This window comes from Bifidobacterium sp. UTBIF-68 (genome assembly GCF_006408855.1).
Lineage (GTDB): Bacteria > Actinomycetota > Actinomycetes > Actinomycetales > Bifidobacteriaceae > Bifidobacterium > Bifidobacterium reuteri.
This window is the reverse complement of sequence record NZ_JFAN01000026.1, coordinates 1-16,762: the sequence shown is the minus strand read 5'-3', so window position 1 is coordinate 16,762 and position 16,762 is coordinate 1. Positions and strand designations below refer to the sequence as shown.

10 protein-coding genes and 2 pseudogenes are annotated in these 16,762 nt (G+C 63.5%); 6 read left to right on the top strand and 6 right to left on the bottom strand.

The genetic code is table 11. From position 1 onward, the window contains the following. Positions 1-565: 565 nt before the first annotated feature. The 5 genes from BW14_RS07900 to BW14_RS07880 all read right to left on the bottom strand — a co-directional run bounded on the left by BW14_RS07900 (position 566) and on the right by BW14_RS07880 (position 6,831). Complete coding sequence (locus BW14_RS07900; protein WP_140490018.1) at positions 566-2,245, bottom strand: hypothetical protein; 1,680 nt, start codon at positions 2,243-2,245, stop codon at positions 566-568. 93 nt (positions 2,246-2,338) lie between these two features. Continuing rightward, positions 2,339-3,658, bottom strand: a complete 1,320-nt coding sequence (locus BW14_RS07895; protein ID WP_140490016.1) for an ABC transporter permease — start codon at positions 3,656-3,658, stop codon at positions 2,339-2,341. A gap of 1 nt (position 3,659) precedes the next feature. After that, positions 3,660-4,580, bottom strand: a complete 921-nt coding sequence (locus tag BW14_RS07890; protein WP_140490014.1) for an ABC transporter ATP-binding protein — start codon at positions 4,578-4,580, stop codon at positions 3,660-3,662. Between the two features lie 249 nt (positions 4,581-4,829). Continuing rightward, a complete protein-coding gene (locus BW14_RS07885) occupies positions 4,830-6,062 on the bottom strand; it encodes a hypothetical protein (protein WP_140490012.1) in 1,233 nt (410 codons plus the stop codon). Beyond that, positions 6,046-6,831, bottom strand: coding sequence for an RNA polymerase sigma factor (locus BW14_RS07880; RefSeq protein ID WP_140490010.1), 786 nt, complete (start codon positions 6,829-6,831; stop codon positions 6,046-6,048). Before BW14_RS07880 ends, BW14_RS07885 begins: the two co-directional genes overlap by 17 nt. Positions 6,832-6,993: 162 nt before the next feature. Between BW14_RS07880 and BW14_RS12545 the strand changes: the two are divergent. Beyond that, positions 6,994-7,291, top strand: a pseudogene (locus tag BW14_RS12545) (Maf family protein); the annotation flags it as partial. Positions 7,292-7,404: 113 nt separating this feature from the next. Beyond that, positions 7,405-8,517: pseudogene (locus tag BW14_RS07875) on the top strand (Maf family protein); the annotation flags it as partial. 323 nt (positions 8,518-8,840) lie between these two features. On the opposite strand, the gene BW14_RS07870 reads toward BW14_RS07875, so the two are convergent. Then, the gene (locus BW14_RS07870) at positions 8,841-9,785 is read right to left on the bottom strand and encodes an AEC family transporter (RefSeq protein ID WP_140490007.1); all 945 of its coding nucleotides are present in this window, start codon (positions 9,783-9,785) and stop codon (positions 8,841-8,843) included. Positions 9,786-9,969: 184 nt separating this feature from the next. Between BW14_RS07870 and dapE the strand changes: the two genes are divergently transcribed. The 4 genes from dapE (at position 9,970) to rpmA (ending at position 15,352) form a co-directional block, all read left to right on the top strand. Continuing rightward, positions 9,970-11,178: a succinyl-diaminopimelate desuccinylase gene (gene dapE, locus BW14_RS07865; protein ID WP_140490005.1), complete on the top strand. Its 1,209-nt coding sequence runs from the start codon at positions 9,970-9,972 to the stop codon at positions 11,176-11,178. Between the two features lie 279 nt (positions 11,179-11,457). Next, positions 11,458-14,457, top strand: coding sequence for an Rne/Rng family ribonuclease (locus tag BW14_RS07860; protein WP_044089905.1), 3,000 nt, complete (start codon positions 11,458-11,460; stop codon positions 14,455-14,457). Between the two features lie 312 nt (positions 14,458-14,769). After that, positions 14,770-15,078, top strand: a complete 309-nt coding sequence (gene rplU / locus BW14_RS07855) for a 50S ribosomal protein L21 (RefSeq protein ID WP_044089906.1) — start codon at positions 14,770-14,772, stop codon at positions 15,076-15,078. Between the two features lie 22 nt (positions 15,079-15,100). Beyond that, the gene (gene rpmA, locus BW14_RS07850) at positions 15,101-15,352 is read left to right on the top strand and encodes a 50S ribosomal protein L27 (RefSeq protein ID WP_044089908.1); all 252 of its coding nucleotides are present in this window, start codon (positions 15,101-15,103) and stop codon (positions 15,350-15,352) included. Positions 15,353-16,762 lie beyond the last annotated feature (1,410 nt).

Below are 16,762 nucleotides of genomic sequence, written 5' to 3'. Positions count from 1 at the left end.
CTAATGTGCCTGCCGATGTGCCTGCTGTTCCGTTTTGGCGGATGTAGGCACATCGGCAGGCACATTTTGCATGGTCGTTGTCGAGCAACTGGCTGTATGTTCGCGTCTGCACGACACTGCTGCGAACATACAGCCTGTTTGGATGCGAGAAAGGGCTGTAAGTTCGCGAGCCCATGGTTCAGGCGCGAACATACAGCCAGTTGCGGCATTGTCTGTTGGTGTTTCCTCTGATTGTGCGCTCGGCATGGCACTGAACGTCGTCAGCATCAGTAAACTCAGCTCACTACAGTGATCGTCCCAGTGGGTTCTGGGCATATCCCTACCACGAAGCGACCTTCTCAGTGGGTTCTGGGCATATGACTACCACGAGGCTCCCAATTTGACTGTTTTCGTGGTAGGAATATGCCCAGAACCTTGCTTATGACACGTATATGCCCAGAATAACTGGTAGGTATATGCCCAGAATCCTGTCGCTTGCACTGTTGGCGACACGTATATGTCCAGAACTGTTATGCGGAAGTTGTCGAGCTTCCGCGGCTCGATCGGAAATCGGTCGGAAACCTATCTAACGCAGAAGCTCCCGGTGGCGAAGCCGAATCGTGGAGACCACCCACGCCGCCACAGCCAGCGTCAGCGCGGCCAACGGCATCCAGAATTCCAATCCGGGCATGGTCAGGCGGTTCGTCAGCCAGTTGCCCATCAGGAACATGTTCTGGAAGTAGACGAATTGCGCCGGCAGCAGTACCAACGCCAGCAGCGGCACCATGATCAGCAGCATGCGGATGATGGAGCCCGTCGAACGGCACAGCCACGCGCCCGCCATCGTCGTGGCCAGGGCCAGCACCACGATGGTTGCGCCGATGATTGCCAGATACTGTCCGAGCGTCCAATAGGCCCACGGTACGATCGGCACACCGAAGGGCATCTCGAACGAGACTCCGCCCATGCTGACATTCGTGTTGAGATTCAGCACCGGCGTGCCAAGACAATCGCGTAACAACACTGCTAGCGGCAGGCCGAACGCCGTCAACGTCAGCACGCTGACGAGCAGGGAACTCGCCGCCACGGCCACCACGCGCACTCGCCGTCCGGACCGTCCGGAACGCGACGCCCACTGCAGCTGGGTCATGCGCCGTCCGCGATCGCGGACCATCACCGGTATGGTGAGCGCGGCGGAGGCGATCACCATAAAGACCGCAATCGCGAAGGCATACGCCCATGTGTTCTCCACGATGTTGTACGCGATGTAGCTGGATTGTCCGGGATGCGCGGCGTAGCGCGCCAGTCGGTCGGTCACCGATGACGGCATCGTGCCGGGAACCCGATATGACGATGACCCCAGCGAGGCATCGGCCGAATCGCAGCCCTCGCCAAGCTGGGCGTCGCCTGTGCTGCCGGATGAGCCGGTTGTGCCGTTCGCGTCGGCCCCATCCGTCGGGGCGTTTTCCGCACTACCGGTCTCATTGGTCACGGTCTTGCCGGTGACGTCCATGGCCACGCATCCACCGGAAACGGTGTCATCCCAGCCGTTTGCCGCCGCCGTTCGATAGTCCCGCTCAAACTGCTGCTGCAATGGCGTGACCGGATGGTCGGTGTGTGCGGTGGAGCGCAGCATCGCGACCGAATTATCGAGATTGCGTTGCGCATCGGACTGGGTGATGGGGAAGTGCTGCATCAGCAGTGCGATGTTCTGCAGATCCTGGAGCGCTTCGGAACCATTGTGCAGCGTTTGCTCGGCCTCGTACATGGCCGCTTGCTCCGCCTCGGTCATGGTCGCGGTTGGGTCGGTTTTCTTCCTGGCTTCTCTGATGGCGGCGCTCTCGGCAGTGTTCGCGCCGGTCGCCGTGCGGCCCTCCGGAATGGTATTTGGCGCATCGGTAGGGTAGAACGTCTGATCGGCGATTGCGTTATACCAGTGTTTGTAGCCGGCGAAATCAGTGATGCCGAGCGTCTTCGCCTCGGCCGGATGCGCTTGGATGTCGCGTGTGGCCTGTTGCTCCAGACGTGGGATGTCCGCCTTCATCCGGTCGATGGTGTCTTGGTTGGTGAGCGGTCCGTAGCGGGTGACGAGCCGGCGCTCGCTGGTCAGATTGAGCGGCAGGAAGCCCACGCTATGCTCGGTTTCCGTAAAGGCCTGATAGGCGGGCATGATGCCGACGAACGCCCAGAGCGCGCCCATGGCCATGAGCATCAAAACTGGAATCGGGCGCCAGATTTTGCGCATTTCCGCGGCGAACAGTGTCATGATGACTCCTTTGCAAGTATTGCGAGTGTTGTGCATGTGACCTTGTAGGTGATGATGTTCTGTAGGTGATGATGTTCTGTAGGTGATGGCGGTTCAGGCAGCCAGATCCCTGTGGCGGAACGCCCGCCATGCCGCAGTCAATGCGGCCGTGAGATACACGAGCGAGCAGGCGGTCACGCCGGTCTCCCAGAAGGCGGTGGGCGCGTCCAAGCCAAGTTCGGTGAACCATTGTTCGCGCAGCAGCAGCACACCCACCGGGTTGAACCCGCCGATCCACGCGCCCCACGGCAGTCCTGCCGCATGTGCCGCGCCTACAATGCCGATGACCAGTATCACGGCGATGCCCACGCATCCCGCCACCGCGAACGTGTTGCGCATCAGCAGCCCGAGAGTCGCCGTGAACAGCGCGAAGCACAGCGTGATCGCCAGCCCCAGCGCCAGTCGCACGAACAGGTACTGGCCGATGGTCAGATCCCACCATGTGACGAACGGACGCTGCCCGAACACCGTGTTGAACTGGCTCGTCACGCTCGCGCTCCATACGCCGCGTACGTCGAACACCATGAGATACGGTATGACGATCGCCGCCACGAGCAGCAGGTACGCGATTGTCGAGGCGATCAGGCCCGCCGCGATCTTCGGTGCGACCAGTCGCCGTCCGACGCGCGTGGCCATCATGAGTTGCTCGGTGCCCGCCGTACGCTCGTAGCCGAGCGCCAACGCCATGAGCAGCACCGCCAACGTGCACGTCTCGAAGAACAGGTAGCCGGTCATATTCGTCCAATGGTTCAACGTCGGGTCGGTGGCCGAGCCGGCCGCCAGATCCAGCGCCGCGCCGGTGCGCGCCAGATGGGCCACGCGCGCGGCGTAGGCATCGTATTTGCGCTGCATCAGCCATGTGGCGGCCGGGTCGCTGGCAACCTGCGCGAGCGTCGCGTCGCGTGTGGCCGTGGCATCGTAGCCGGCGAGCGTGTTCGTGGCGCCGTGCGTGACCGCGGTCAGCTGCCGGTGCAGTTCGTCTGCGGTCATCGTCGTCTCCTTGGGAATCCGCGCGATGATGACGGGGCTGGTGGTTGGCTTAGCATCGGGGACGGTTTCCGTGTCGGGCGGTGTGGTGCCGCTGGATGATGCAGCGCTGCCGGATGATGTGGCGCCTCTGGATGATGCGGCGCCGCCGGACGGACCGATCAGCGCGAGTGCCCGGTCGAACTCGGGCCCGACTTTGCCGCCGGTGGCCACGGCGACGGCGCTCGCGTAGTTGTACCGCGCGACGGTATTCGCGGGGGTGGCCGCCGCGGCCATCAGCAGATTCACCAGCGAGCACAGGACGATGACCGCCCATACCAGCGGGAGCCGCGCGATCTTGACGAGCTCGCCGCCGGTGAATCGTAGTGGTTGCATGTGGATGGCCATGTCAGCCTCCATAGATGACAAGGAAGGCGTCCTCAAGGTTCGGGGCGACCATGACCGGGGCGGTTGCTGTACCGGCGGCCAACCCGGTCGTGGTCAGGCCAATCGCCGGCGCGTTGGGGGCGGGCGCGTTTGCACCCCCGGAAAGGGGTTCCTCCGAGTAGATGCGCAGTCTGGTCTCGCCTGCGTACTGCACCTCCGAAAGCAGCCGTTGGCCTTCGGCGAGGGGCGTCCCCGCCGCCACCTCGTAGATCCTGCCCTCCAAGGACGAGCAGATGTCGGCGGGCGAGGCATTCGTGTACACCGTGCCGTCGCGCAGCATCACGATGTGGCCTGCAATCGTTTCCAAATCGGAGACGATATGGGTGGAGAGGATCACAATACGATTGGCGGCGAGCGAATGGATGATGTTGCGGAAGCGCACACGCTCCTTGGGGTCGAGTCCGGCGGTAGGCTCGTCGAGAATCAGGATGCGCGGGTCGTGTACGAGCGCCTGTGCGATGCCGACGCGCTGGATCATGCCGCCCGAGAACGTGCGCATCCGCTTGTTGGCGGCCTCGGACAGGCCCACCATGGCCAGCAGCGCATCGATGCGCGCGTCCAATCCATGCCTGGGCATGCCCTGCAACGCGGCGATGTAGCGCAGGAACTGACGAGGCGTGTAGCCGGGGTAGTAGCCGAAATCCTGCGGCAGATACCCGATTTGGCCGCGATAGCGCTCGCCGAGCGCCATGATGTCCTCGCCGTCCAGCCGGATCGAGCCGGAATCGGGGAACAGCAACGTGGTCATGAGCTTCATCAGCGTGGTCTTGCCCGCGCCGTTCGGAGCAAGAAGGCCGTAGACGCCGTGGTCGAACTCGAGATTGATGTCATGCAGGATGGTTTTGCCGGAGAGTTTCTTGGATACGTTGTCAACGGTGAGCATTGCGATTCCTTTCAGAAGACGCGGGACACTAGTGGTCTGTGTCAGAAATAATTGAGGGATTCAGCTTTTTCTCTCCCCCAGTCAGCTTCGCTGCCAGCCCCCTCGTCAGAGGGGGCCATCACCACTCAACCAATTACGAAACGGACCACTAGCGAATCGGCGGGTAACGGGATGGGCTATGGGAATGGGTTGGGGTGTGGGAACGGGGTGGTATGGAATGAGCTGATATGAGAGGAGCGGATTACGGCATCATGCGGCTTCGGCGACGGATGGTGCGAGCCGTACGAATCGGCCCATTGCCGCGAAATATGCCACACCGGTCGCCACAGCGGTGATGAGCGCGACCATTGGCGGCAGTCCGGCCAGCAGCGGTGCCAGTACGTCGTGCCAGGCCAGCAGCGCCACGCACAGCGCTACCCAGAGGGCCGGTATCGCGATCATCGACCACGGCCAGCGGGCGTGCACGTCTGCCACGAGCTGTGCGATGCCGAACACGAACAGCGCGCTGAAGGCCACGCCCAGCAGCGTCAGCAGCGAGAACCGGGCAGCCGATGTGTCTGGGATGACGCCCGACAGGCCGGCCGGACTCCAGACCATGCCAGCATTGGCCGCTCCGCTGCCGAGTCTGATTCCGGTGGCGTCGGGGAAGGAGAGCGCTCCGCCGACACCACTGCCGATGCCGCCTCCGGCACCGCCGCTCGCAAGACCCACCTGCGCGCCCAGCACACTGACGACTGCTGCATAGCCCACGATGAGCGTGGCCGCAGCCGCCCCCATCACCAGCATGCGCAGCGCGCACAGCCGCGTGAACGACCAGCGCATGGTGCGCAGCAAATCGTCGGTATGGCTTTCATGTTCCTTGAATCGCACCAGCAGATGCGTGGCCTCATACAGGAACGGCGCGGTCAGAAACGCCATCGCATAGACGGTGCCGGGATGGGCGAGCGCGTATGCGGCGTTGGTGAACAGACGTATCAGTGGAATCAACCAGACGGTCGCGGTCATCACGAGGGCGACTGCCACACAGTCCCATGCGCCGAAGAACAGGTCACGCAACCGTAGCGAACCGCGCGCTTCGGCCAGCGTGGACCACAGGGTGACACGCTTCGGTACGCCGGCTGCGACTGCGTCAGCAATCGCCTGCTCACGTCGCATGGGCGAGTCGACGATAACTTTGGCGAGTGTGGTATCGGGGGCGATGGCGTCGCCATCGCCCGGATTATGTACGACATTGCCGGGGAGTGGCGCGTCCGCACGTGTCGCCATCGCCCGCATGATGCGCGACTCCATGTCGTCGAGGTTGTTGCCGGCGTTCACTTCGGTGCGCCCGTGGACATGGTCGTTGACGCAGGTGCTTGCCGGGACGCCGACGAAACCGGCGGAACCCGGCATCGCCGCTTCGGTATTGCCGGCAACAGGGCCGTTTGGATCGGATGGGATTGAACGGACAGTTCGATTGGTGCAATCATCTTGCGCGTTCATCGGCGAACTCCTTTCGAATCGCTTGGATCAGTCGGTAATAGCGGGCCTTCACGGCTTCGGTGCGCTCGCCGCGGGCCGCTGCGATTTTCGGAAACGGTAGACCTGCGGCCGTATGCAAATGGAAAATCTCCTGTGTGCCGGCGTCGAACAGTCCTACAAAGGCATCGATGCGGGCGAGCAGATCGGCGTCGGCCTGGATATCGGCCGGGTCGCGGGTACGGTTCGGCCCGCCGCCCGCCACCGTGGCAGTTTCTGATGGGTTGCCGTCGATGCGGGTTTTGCGTACAGTGCCGGTGCCGTCCAGCGTCTCGTCCATCGGCAGCGGTGTGACGGTGACACGATTCGCCCGCCTCGCGTCGATCACCTTGTGAGAGGCAATGGCATACAGCCATGTGCGCAGCGATGCTTTGTCCGGATCGTATCCGGCGAGCGAACGTAACGCCGCGATCATCGTCTCCTGGGTCAGATCGAGCGCGTGTTCCCGGTCCCCGGTCACGCGCCAGACGAAGGCGAGCACGTCATCGAAATGCATGCGCACCAATTGGTCGGCTGCGGTTCGTGAACCGTGCCGCACGATTGCGCGGATGAGTCGGCGTTCGGTTGCGGCGTTTTCGACGGACGGTGTCTGCGCAGCGGAAGTTGCGGAGTCGGCCGGTGAGGTGCTCTTGGCGGACGGCGTTGTGGCGGATGTGCCGTCGCCCCTCGTCCTGCCGCGTCGCGCCGTGAACCAGCCCATCATCGTCTCCTCGTATCCTGTTGTTGCGTTCACAGGTATATACGTGCGCGGGCGGCGAATCGTTGCGGTGAATCCGGCCCGGGCGTGTCGTGCGCGATGCTGATTGTGCGTTGCGCACGTCTTGGTACCGCCCGGTTCCGGGATGCCCGTGCCGATTCATACAATGCTGGTAGTGAACCTACGTCAGGAGGGTGTATGTCCGTTCCCATTCCGCTGATTTTGGCGTCCAAGTCGCGCCCGCGCCGCGATGTGCTGTACTCGGCCGGCATCTGCCCGACCATCCGCGTCTCGCATGTGGACGAGCCCGCCGCGCTCGAAGCCGCCGCGCAGGCCGCCGGCGTCACGGTCGATGAGCTGACCGTGGACCAGCGGGTGATGATCCTTGCCGAAGCCAAGGCGCAAGCCGTGCATCGTGCGTATCGTGACGTGGCCGCCACGGCCGCCGCCGCGACCGGCGAGCGGGTGATCGCCTACCCGCTGCGCGCCCCGGAAGTGCAGGCCAAGGATGCGAAAAAGGCGGAGTCGACTGAGCAGGGCCGCGAATCCGACGGCGTTGCCATGGAGACCAATCAGGGGAAGTCCGCCCAGCCGACTTCCGAAACCGCCGCGCCCATCGACTACTCCAAGGACCGCATCGCCACTACGCGCGACTTCTCCGGTGTGGACATGCCGACCGTCACCGAGCCGATTTCCAACGTCGTGGCCCTGCAGCCGGGCCTGACGCGGTCGAGCATCGGCCCGCTCATCGTCGGCTGCGATTCGATGTTCCTCATGGACGGCGAATGCTATGGCAAGCCGCACAGCCCCGAGGTCGCGCGCGAGCGTCTGCGTCGGATGCGCGGCGCCAGTGGCGAGCTGTGGACCGGGCACTGCGTCATCGATTTCGCCAGCGGGCGCGTGGCGCGCGGTGCCAGTCACGCCGTGGTGAAGTTCGGTGAGTACTCCGATAAGGACATCGAGCGGTACATCGCCACCGGCGAGCCGCTGGAAGTGGCCGGATCGTTTACTTTGGAGGGCTTCGGCGGCGCGTTCATCGACGGTGTCGAGGGCGACCCGCATGGCATCATCGGCATCAGCCTGCCGCTGCTGCGCAAGCTGGTCAAGGAGTTGGGCGTGGATTGGACCGACCTGTGGAATGTGCAGCGCGGCGAGATCGCCCCGGAATCCGCGGATGCGGCCGGCATCGCGGCGGCCGGCAAGGACAATCTGCCCCCGATCGAGAACGTGCACCAACCCGGCGACGGCTGGGTGGACTGCGCGTGCGGGCGCAAGCATTGGGGCACCAACGGCGCTTCGGGCATCCTGCTGGCCCGCCGCGATTCGTCGACCGGCGAGGTGACCCATGTGGTGATGCAGCATCGCGCCGCGTGGAGCGCGGAAGGCGGCACCTGGGGTATCCCAGGCGGTGCCACGGCAGACGGCGAGTCGCCGATCGAGGGCGCGCTGCGTGAGAGCTACGAGGAGGCGAACATCACCCCGGAGGACATCGAGGTGGTCGGCTCCTATCGCGAAGACCACGGCCCGTGGGCGTACACCACCGTGTTCGCGTTCGAGAAGCCGGGCCACGTCGTTGACCCGAGGCCCAATGACGACGAAAGCAAGGAGATCAGCTGGGTGCCGATCGACAAAGTGCCGACGCTCAAGCTCCTGACCGCCATGAAGACCGACTGGCCCCGCTTCGCCGCGCGCCTCGACGAGCTGGCACGAACCGCCGCCTAGCGCCCGCGTCAGCAATTGTTCGAGTGATGATTGGCCCCCTCTGTGGGACCGTTGCCGTGAAGCAAACAGCGGAGCTGTTTGTAGGCGGCGTGCGAGCCGACAGGCGAGGCAGCATGCCGTGCACGCAGTACGTCCTTAATTGCAGGACGGTCTGTCAGCGAAGCTGACCGGGGGCGGAAGTCGAACCCTCAATTATTGGGGAGACGGATCACTGGCCTGTGTCAGAATGCAATGATCGCGATGCCGAGCCGTTAGGCGGACAGTCCGGTGGACTGTCCGTAGGTGAGGGGAGCGGCTGTGCCGCGGCGGTTCATCGCGATTCCTCAGCTCAGCAGGAAAGCAATGATCGCGATGAACACCGGGCTGGTCATCGTGCTCATGAGGATGCCGTCGCGCGCGAATGTGAGGCCCACGTTGTACCGGGCCGCGTAGTTGTACACGTTCTGACCGGTCGGCAGCGCGGCGAGCACCACGCACGCATAGAGTTCCGGCCCACGGAAGCCCATCATGAAGTAGGCGAGCAGGAAGGCGATGATCGGCATCACGATGTTCTTGAGCACCGCCACGGTGAAGATGGCCGGAATGTCGCCCTTCTGCTGCAGCGGCTTGGTGCCGTGCAACGACATGCCGAACGCCATGAGGATCATCGGCACGGCGGATTCGCCGATCATGTTGATGGGGTCGTAGATGAAGTTCGGCACCGGGAACCATCCGAGTTTGGCCGAAACCGCCGAGACCACGATTCCCAGCAGCGAGCCGATGAGCAGCGGCTGATGCAGCGGCTGCTTCAGAATCTCCTTGGCTGAGACCTTGCCCTTGGTGGTCACGTCGAGCACCGTCAGGCCGATAGGCGTGAACAGCGCCTGCTGCATCACCAGAATCGGCGCCACCAGCGCACCGTTGCCCAGAATGTACGTGGCGACCGGCAGACCGATGTTATTGGAATTCAGGTATAGGGAGTTCAGCGCGCCAATGGTGGCGTCCGGTGCCTTCAAATGGAAGAACATCTGATTGAGCGCCAGGAACACCACGCCCACGAGCACGGCGGACAGGAACGCCACGATGATCGAGGGGTGAAAGATGTCGAAGATCGGCTCCTTGGACAGGATCGCGAACATCAGGCACGGGCTGGAGACGAAGAACGAGAACCGGTTGAGCACCATCTGCGCGCTTGGGCCTCCGATGCGCATGCGCGCCGCCACATAGCCCACGAAGATGACGATGCCGATCACGCAGAAACCCTGCATGGCGCTGATCAAACCGGTCATATTGTTCTGAAGCCTCCTCTACCGCACCAAGTGTGGCACAGTCGAGCGCATATGGCGCTCAAATCTCACGTTCCGGGCCGAATGGCGGACGCAAGCCTGTGCCAACATGCATCTCAGCTGCGCCGCGCCGCATCAAGCGAGACAATCCCGAATCCCCAAGCCGGCCTCGCGGTAGGCTGGTGCCATGACGCTTGAATTGAACCGTACCGCATCCAAAGCCGAGCAACTGAGCAGCCTGTTGACCCAAATCATGGAGAACTACTCGGTCTCCGACTCTGAAGGCCCGCTCGCTGACGAGATCGAGGCCTTCCTGAGGCAGTTCCCGCATCTGACCGTCCGCCGTCACGGCGACACCATCGTCGCTTCCACCGATTTCACCGGACCGCAACAGCGTGTCATCCTTGCCGGCCACATCGACACCGTACCGGTCATCGACAACTTCCCGCCGCGTTGGCTTGAGCCCGGCGATCCGCTGATTCGCGAGGACATCGCCAAGGCCCATCCCGACGAGCGCGTGCTCTGGGGCCGCGGGGCCACCGATATGAAGGCCTCCGACTCCGTGATGCTCTATCTCGCCGCGGCCCTCGACGGCAGCAGCTCGGGAAGCACGCCGAAAACCAATCTCACCTATGTCTTCTACGACCACGAGGAGGTCGCCGCGGAGAAGAACGGCCTGCGCAAGGTGGTCGAAGCGCATCCCGATTGGATTCAGGGCGATTTCGCCATCATCGGCGAACCCACCAGCTGCGGCATCGAGGGCGGCTGCAACGGCACCATCCGATTCGATGTGATCACGCATGGTGTCGCCGCGCACTCCGCCCGCGCGTGGATGGGGGAGAACGCCATCCACAAGGCCGCCGACATCCTGAACCGGCTCAACGCCTACGAGCCGGCCACGGTGAACGTGGATGGGCTCGACTACCGAGAGGGCCTCAACGCCACGCTCATCTCCGGCGGCAAGGGCACGAACGTCATCCCGGACGAATGCCGCGTGCATGTGAACTATCGTTTCGCCCCGGACAAGTCGCTGGCCGATGCCAAGGCTCTGATGATGGGCGCGGACGCCGGCGCCGAACTCGGCAATGGCGAACACGTGGCCACGGGCGGCGTGTTTGCGGGCTATGGCATCGAGATGAAGGACGAGTCCCCGTCCGCACGCCCGGGCCTCAACGCGCCGCTCGCCCAGGACCTGGCGCGTCTGGTCCGTGAGCGCACCGGACGCGAGCCGCTGGCCAAGCTCGGCTGGACGGATGTGGCACGGTTCGCGATACTCGGCATTCCGGCGGTGAACCTCGGCGCCGGCGACCCGCTGCTGGCGCATAAGCATGACGAGCAGGTCCCCGAGTCCGATTTGCTGGCGCTCGCCGATCTGCTGCTCGGATGGCTCGTCTGAACCGACTTCGTCTGACCGCGTATTCAACGCGAGCCACGCGAAGCATGCACGTCTGCCAGAAAATGTGGCATACTGAAAGACGGTGGTTCTGCATGACCATCAGCGTGCGAAATGGCGTCGATCCCCTTGCGGCTCTCGAGAAAGAGACAACGCAAGCGCCGGTGTCCGCCGTTCGCAGGACAGACTTGAGACGAAGTTGCCTTTACGCGAAGCGCATGTTCGCGCGGCCACGGTGAGAGCGTGGTGTGAGCGAAGCGTACAGGCCTGGATGGCGTCGTGATGCAGCGCGCCGCAAGGAGCATTGTGCCCACTGTGAACCCTGAGGGTTTCGTCGGTGACGAAACTGATAATTCAACCGTATCCAATACCGATTCCCGAGCAGATGCTCAGGATCGCGCAGCCGCTGGCGCATCCGCCGATGCCGCCGCGTCTTCGCCTGCGCCCGCTCCTGTGACGCGCCGCCGTCGTGGCGGGCGCCGCGTCGTGCGCGGCACCGGTGCTGCCGGCGCATCACTGGAACTTCAGGTGCAGGAGCATCCCGCGCCGCTGTTCGAGGCGCCGGCGCTTTCTGCTGACGACAACACCGCCGGCGCGAACGCGACCGATGCTGGTGATGCCGATAACGCCGATGACCGCAGCGCCGCGTCCGATGACGACCGCCGTCTGGTGCGCCGCCGGTCTCGCACACGCAGGGCTGATGCTGCCGAGGATGATCGTTCGCCGCGCCGTCGCCGTTCTGCAGAGTATGACGATGACGATGACGACGCTCCCCGTCGGGCGGCCCGTTCGCGCATCTCGCGAACCTCCCGCTATGATTTCGATGATGCCGATGAGCGGGACGATGAAGATCGTGGCCGGGAAGACCGCGATAGCCGCGCTGATCGTGGTCGCAGGCGCGATGATGCCGGGCGGGCGGGGCGAGTGGATCGTGCTGACCGCGTGAATCACGCTCAGCCGGATGATCCCGACGAGCGATTGCTGGATGCCGTCGACTCCTTGCCGGAGGGGCACGAAACCGTGCGCCGAGGCAAGCCGATGACCTCTCTGCTGTTCCAGGAGCCGGTATTGCCTGTCACCCGCTACGTCAATCACGCTGATGCCGACGACGCCGACGATGAGGAGGAGCCGCGCACTCGTCGCCGCTCCCGTTCGCGTCGTGCCGATGATGGCGTTGAGATTGAGGATCGGCGTCCGGCCAGGGCCCGTCGTCATGCGGCGGCCGATGCGCAGGATGACGACGACGAAACCGGTTCCAACACCGGTGCCAATACCGGTGCCGACACGGCAACTGATGAGGAGGCTCCACGCTCCCGTCGCTCCCGTCGTTTGAATGCGCAGGAACGGCGCGCAGCCGCGGAAGTCGAACAGATCGAGGAGGACCTCGAGCTGGATGATATCTCCTATGCGCCGATCACCGAGGAAGAGGATGACGAGGAGTCCGACTCCATGCGCACCCGCTCCCGTCGTCGTCGCCGCCGTGGATCGCGTAGCGAAGCGATGCCCGATGAGACCGAGGGCGTGGAGGGCTCCGAAAGCGGAGACGATGCCGTGTCTCACGGCGACTCCCGCGCGGAGCGCGAGGATGATGGCGAACAGACCCTTACGCGTCGTCGCCGTCGCCGCCGTGGCGGCAAAAACGTCGAGGCCGGTGAGGACCAGCAGGATGAGCAGCCGGTCATCCGCCGCTCCCGCAAGCAGCAGTACATCGACGAGATCACGGATGTCGAGGGTTCCACCCGTTTGGAGGCCAAGAAGCAGCGCCGTCGCGACAACCGTCGCGAACGCAGCCGCCAGAGCCAGCTCATGGAGCAGGACTTCCTCGCACGCCGCGAGAACGTGGATCGTCTGATGGTGGTGCGCGAACGCGAGCATCACACCCAGATTTCCGTGGTGGAGGACAACGTGCTCGTGGAGCATTATGTGTCCGACATCCAGGAAGTGCAGACCGTGGGCAACATCTACCTTGGTCGCGTGCAGAACGTGCTGCCGAGCATGGAGGCCGCCTTCGTGGACATCGGCCAGGCGCGCAACGGCGTGCTGTACGCCGGTGAGGTCAATTGGGATGCCGCCCGTCTTGAGGGCCAGCCGCGTCGCATCGAGTTGGCGTTCAAGTCCGGCGATCCGGTGCTCGTGCAGGTCACCAAGGATCCGATCGGTCACAAGGGTGCGCGTCTGACCTCTCAGGTCACCCTCGCCGGCCGCTTCCTGGTCCTGGTGCCTTCCGGCGGCATGACCGGCGTGAGCCGCAAGCTTTCGGAGCGTGAGCGTTCGAGGCTGAAGAACATCGTCTCCAAGATTGCGCCGAAGGATATGGGCGTGATTATCCGTACCGCCGCCGAAGGCGCGTCCGAAGAGGCCATCACCAAGGATTTGGAGGCGCTGACCCGCCAGTGGGAGCGCATCAACGCCAAGCGCGAGGAATTCTGGCACGGCAAGCGCCCGAAGCTGCTGCAGGGCGAGCCGGATGTGGCCATCCGCGTGGTGCGTGACATCTTCAACGACGACTTCAACAAGCTCATCGTCGAAGGTGACAAGGTCTATGACCGGATCGAGGAATACCTTGACACCATGGCCCCCGACCTGAAGGACAAGCTGGAGAAGTGGGACCCGGCCGAGCACGAGGGCAAGGACGTGTTCGACAAGTGGCAGATCGACTCCCAGCTCAGGAAGGGCATGGAGCGTCAGGTCTACCTGCCGTCCGGCGGTTCTATCGTCATCGACCGCACCGAGGCCATGACCACGATCGACGTGAACACCGGCCGGTTCATCGGCCGGGGCAAGTCCCTGGAGGAGACGGTCACCCGATGCAACCTCGAGGCGTCCGAGGAGATCGCTCGCCAGCTGCGTCTGCGCGACATCGGCGGCATGGTGATGATTGACTATGTGGACATGGTCATGCCCGCCAACCGCGATCTGGTGCTGCGCCGACTGATCGAATGCTTGGCCCGCGACCGCACCAAGCATCAGGTGGCCGAGGTCACCTCGCTGGGTCTGGTGCAGATGACGCGCAAGCGCATCGGTCAGGGTCTGGTCGAGGCCTTCTCCGAGGAATGCCCGACCTGCAAGGGCCGCGGCTTCATCCTGCACGATCAGCCGACCGTCTCGGCTGATTATGACGATCCGTACGCGCTTCGCGGTGGTGATCCGTTCGTCAAGACCAACAAGCACGGTCGTGGCACCGCACCCGCGCCTGAGCCGGCAGGCTCCAGCGCAGACGTCAAGGCCAAGCTGGCGCAGATCGCAGCCGCAGCCGTGGCCGCCAACAGCGCCGAGGAGTGAGCTTCCGGCTCTTCATCCTCGGGTGTTCTCGTCGGGGTGGACTCGGAATCGCCGGCATCCTTTTCTGGCTCCCCTCGCTGAGGGGAGCTGGCGGCGAAGCCGTCTGAGGGGAGTCGAAAGACCGTGCAGCCTTTCCGGCTCTTCATCCTCGGTTCATATGCGCGACAGGCCCAAGGGTGTGTCGCGCTTGACACGCGGGCAGAAATCGGTTGATTTCGTCCGCGTGTAGGTGTAGATTCGAAACTCGGTGTCTGACCGCAGGCTCGGTGCGTGTTAGGCAAGGAAGCTTTCCAAAACATAAAAGGAACTATCATGTACGCGATTGTGAAGGCCGGTGGCCATCAGGAAAAGGTCGAGGTTGGCGATACCATCCTCGTGAATCGTCTTAACGCCAAGAAGGGCGAGTCCGTGGAATTCCCGGCTGCCCTCGTTGTTGATGGCGCCAACGTCACGCTGGCTGCCGCTGATCTGGCCAAGGTGTCCGTCAAGGGCGAAGTCGTTGACGACGAAGCCAAGGGCCCGAAGATCAACATCATGAAGTACAAGAACAAGACCGGTGTCGCCCGTCGCAAGGGTCACCGTCAGAAGCTGACCGTCGTCAAGATCACGGCGATCGCCTGAGTCATAGAAAGGACCATGAATCATGGCACATAAGAAGGGTGCGTCCAGCTCTCGTAACGGTCGCGATTCGTCGCCTCAGTACCTCGGCGTGAAGAAGTTCGGCGGCGAGGCTGTCGTGGCCGGCAACATCATCGTTCGCCAGCGTGGCACCAACTTCCACCCGGGCCAGAACGTCGGCATGGGCAAGGACCACACGCTGTTCGCCCTCGCTGACGGCTCCGTGAAGTTCGGCATCCGTCGTGACCGCAAGGTCGTCGACGTCATCGCCGCCTGAGCGATTCGCCGGATTCGTTGGACTGAACACAGCGAACAAACGGATACCGCGAGTATCGCGAATATTCTTCAAACCGCACTGTGCGCATATTGCTGCGCCAGTGCGGTTTTTTTTATTGCTCGATTGCATGATCTTGATTTCAGTTCCCCTGCCAGGACAGCACCGTAAAGCAGCCAGCGGAGCTGTTTGTAGGCGACGTGCGAGCCGGCAGGCGAGCCAGTAGGATGTCGCGCGCAGCGCGTCCCTGATTGCTGGCCCCCTCTGACGAGGGGGGCTGTCAGCGGAGCTGACTGGGGGGAGAGACAGAATCAGGTCGGCTAGCCTTCTGACGACTACCCCTCAGTCGGCTACGCCGACAGCTCCCCTGACAAGGGGAGCCAGCAGACTGCCGCGTGCGGCACGTCCGTACTTGCGGGACGAGCTAGCTTAATATCGGCTCCCCTTGTCAGGGGAGCTGGCCCGCGAAGCGGGACTGAGGGGTAGTCAATTCGTCAACGAATTACTTGCGCAGACTGCGAGGCTGCCACGTGCGACGCGAGCTGGCCAGCATGTGCCCGTCTGGCGTCGCTGTCGGACGCTCAGTGAAGTCAGACGGCCAGCTTTCGTCCAGCGACTTCACTGAGGGCCTGCTCAGTGAAGTCGCCATGACATGTACTGGCCGGCTCCCATCTCCCGAGCCGCTCAGTGAAGCCGTATGGCCACATGTTGCCCGGCTCCCATCACCGAGTCTGCCCATCAAGCTGCTCAGCGAAGTCAGACGGCCACATGCTGCCCAGTTCCCGTCACTCAAGCCGCCCACCAAGCTACATAGCGATGCCAGAAGGCCAACGACTGGCCGGCTCCCGTCAATCAGATTGTTTTCAGTGAAGTCAGGTGGCCAACAACTGGCCACAAGCGTGCTCGGGCATCGCTGGAGTCGGTCGGCGCGTGACTGGTTTGTCGAGAACGGCCGGTGTACGACTGTGGTTGGTTTCATGGCTGGTTTCGTCATGTGGTCTTGGTTGTCTCGTTTTTGCGTCCCCATTACCATGTTTGGTAGGTCCCGAATGGTCGGGGCCGGGTCGCCGGTTCCGGTATGACTTTCCTGCCCTGTCGTCGATGATCCGGGGGGTGTTGTCGCCGGGAGCGGGGACGTTCGCAGACCGCTGATAGGAACCAGGCCGGCCGCATGGACGCTTCGGGGCGCATGGCGCAGGCCTCCCGTAATGTGGGTGCGGCGCGGGCGTCCGGATCCCCTTCTCCGCGGGTTCCACGGCGACCGAGGACACCTTCATGACGGGAGGGACGACGATGACACCGGACGACATCGACGTGTGGGTCGGGCTGGACGTGGGCAAGAGCGCGCATCACGCGCACGCCCTCGACCATGACGGCAACACCTTGTACGACAAGCCGCTCAGACAGGACGAG

Bases quoted from the DNA above. Each gene is read 5' to 3' on its own strand.
- BW14_RS07870 (WP_140490007.1), bottom strand. From the start codon at position 9,785: ATGACCGGTTTGATCAGCGCCATGCAGGGTTTCTGCGTGATCGGCATC.
- BW14_RS07890 (WP_140490014.1), bottom strand. From the start codon at position 4,580: ATGCTCACCGTTGACAACGTATCCAAGAAACTCTCCGGCAAAACCATC.
- BW14_RS07860 (WP_044089905.1), top strand. From the start codon at position 11,458: ATGCAGCGCGCCGCAAGGAGCATTGTGCCCACTGTGAACCCTGAGGGT.
- BW14_RS07885 (WP_140490012.1), bottom strand. From the start codon at position 6,062: ATGAACGCGCAAGATGATTGCACCAATCGAACTGTCCGTTCAATCCCA.
- dapE (WP_140490005.1), top strand. From the start codon at position 9,970: ATGACGCTTGAATTGAACCGTACCGCATCCAAAGCCGAGCAACTGAGC.
- BW14_RS07895 (WP_140490016.1), bottom strand. From the start codon at position 3,658: ATGGCCATCCACATGCAACCACTACGATTCACCGGCGGCGAGCTCGTC.
- rplU (WP_044089906.1), top strand. From the start codon at position 14,770: ATGTACGCGATTGTGAAGGCCGGTGGCCATCAGGAAAAGGTCGAGGTT.
- BW14_RS07900 (WP_140490018.1), bottom strand. From the start codon at position 2,245: ATGACACTGTTCGCCGCGGAAATGCGCAAAATCTGGCGCCCGATTCCA.
- rpmA (WP_044089908.1), top strand. From the start codon at position 15,101: ATGGCACATAAGAAGGGTGCGTCCAGCTCTCGTAACGGTCGCGATTCG.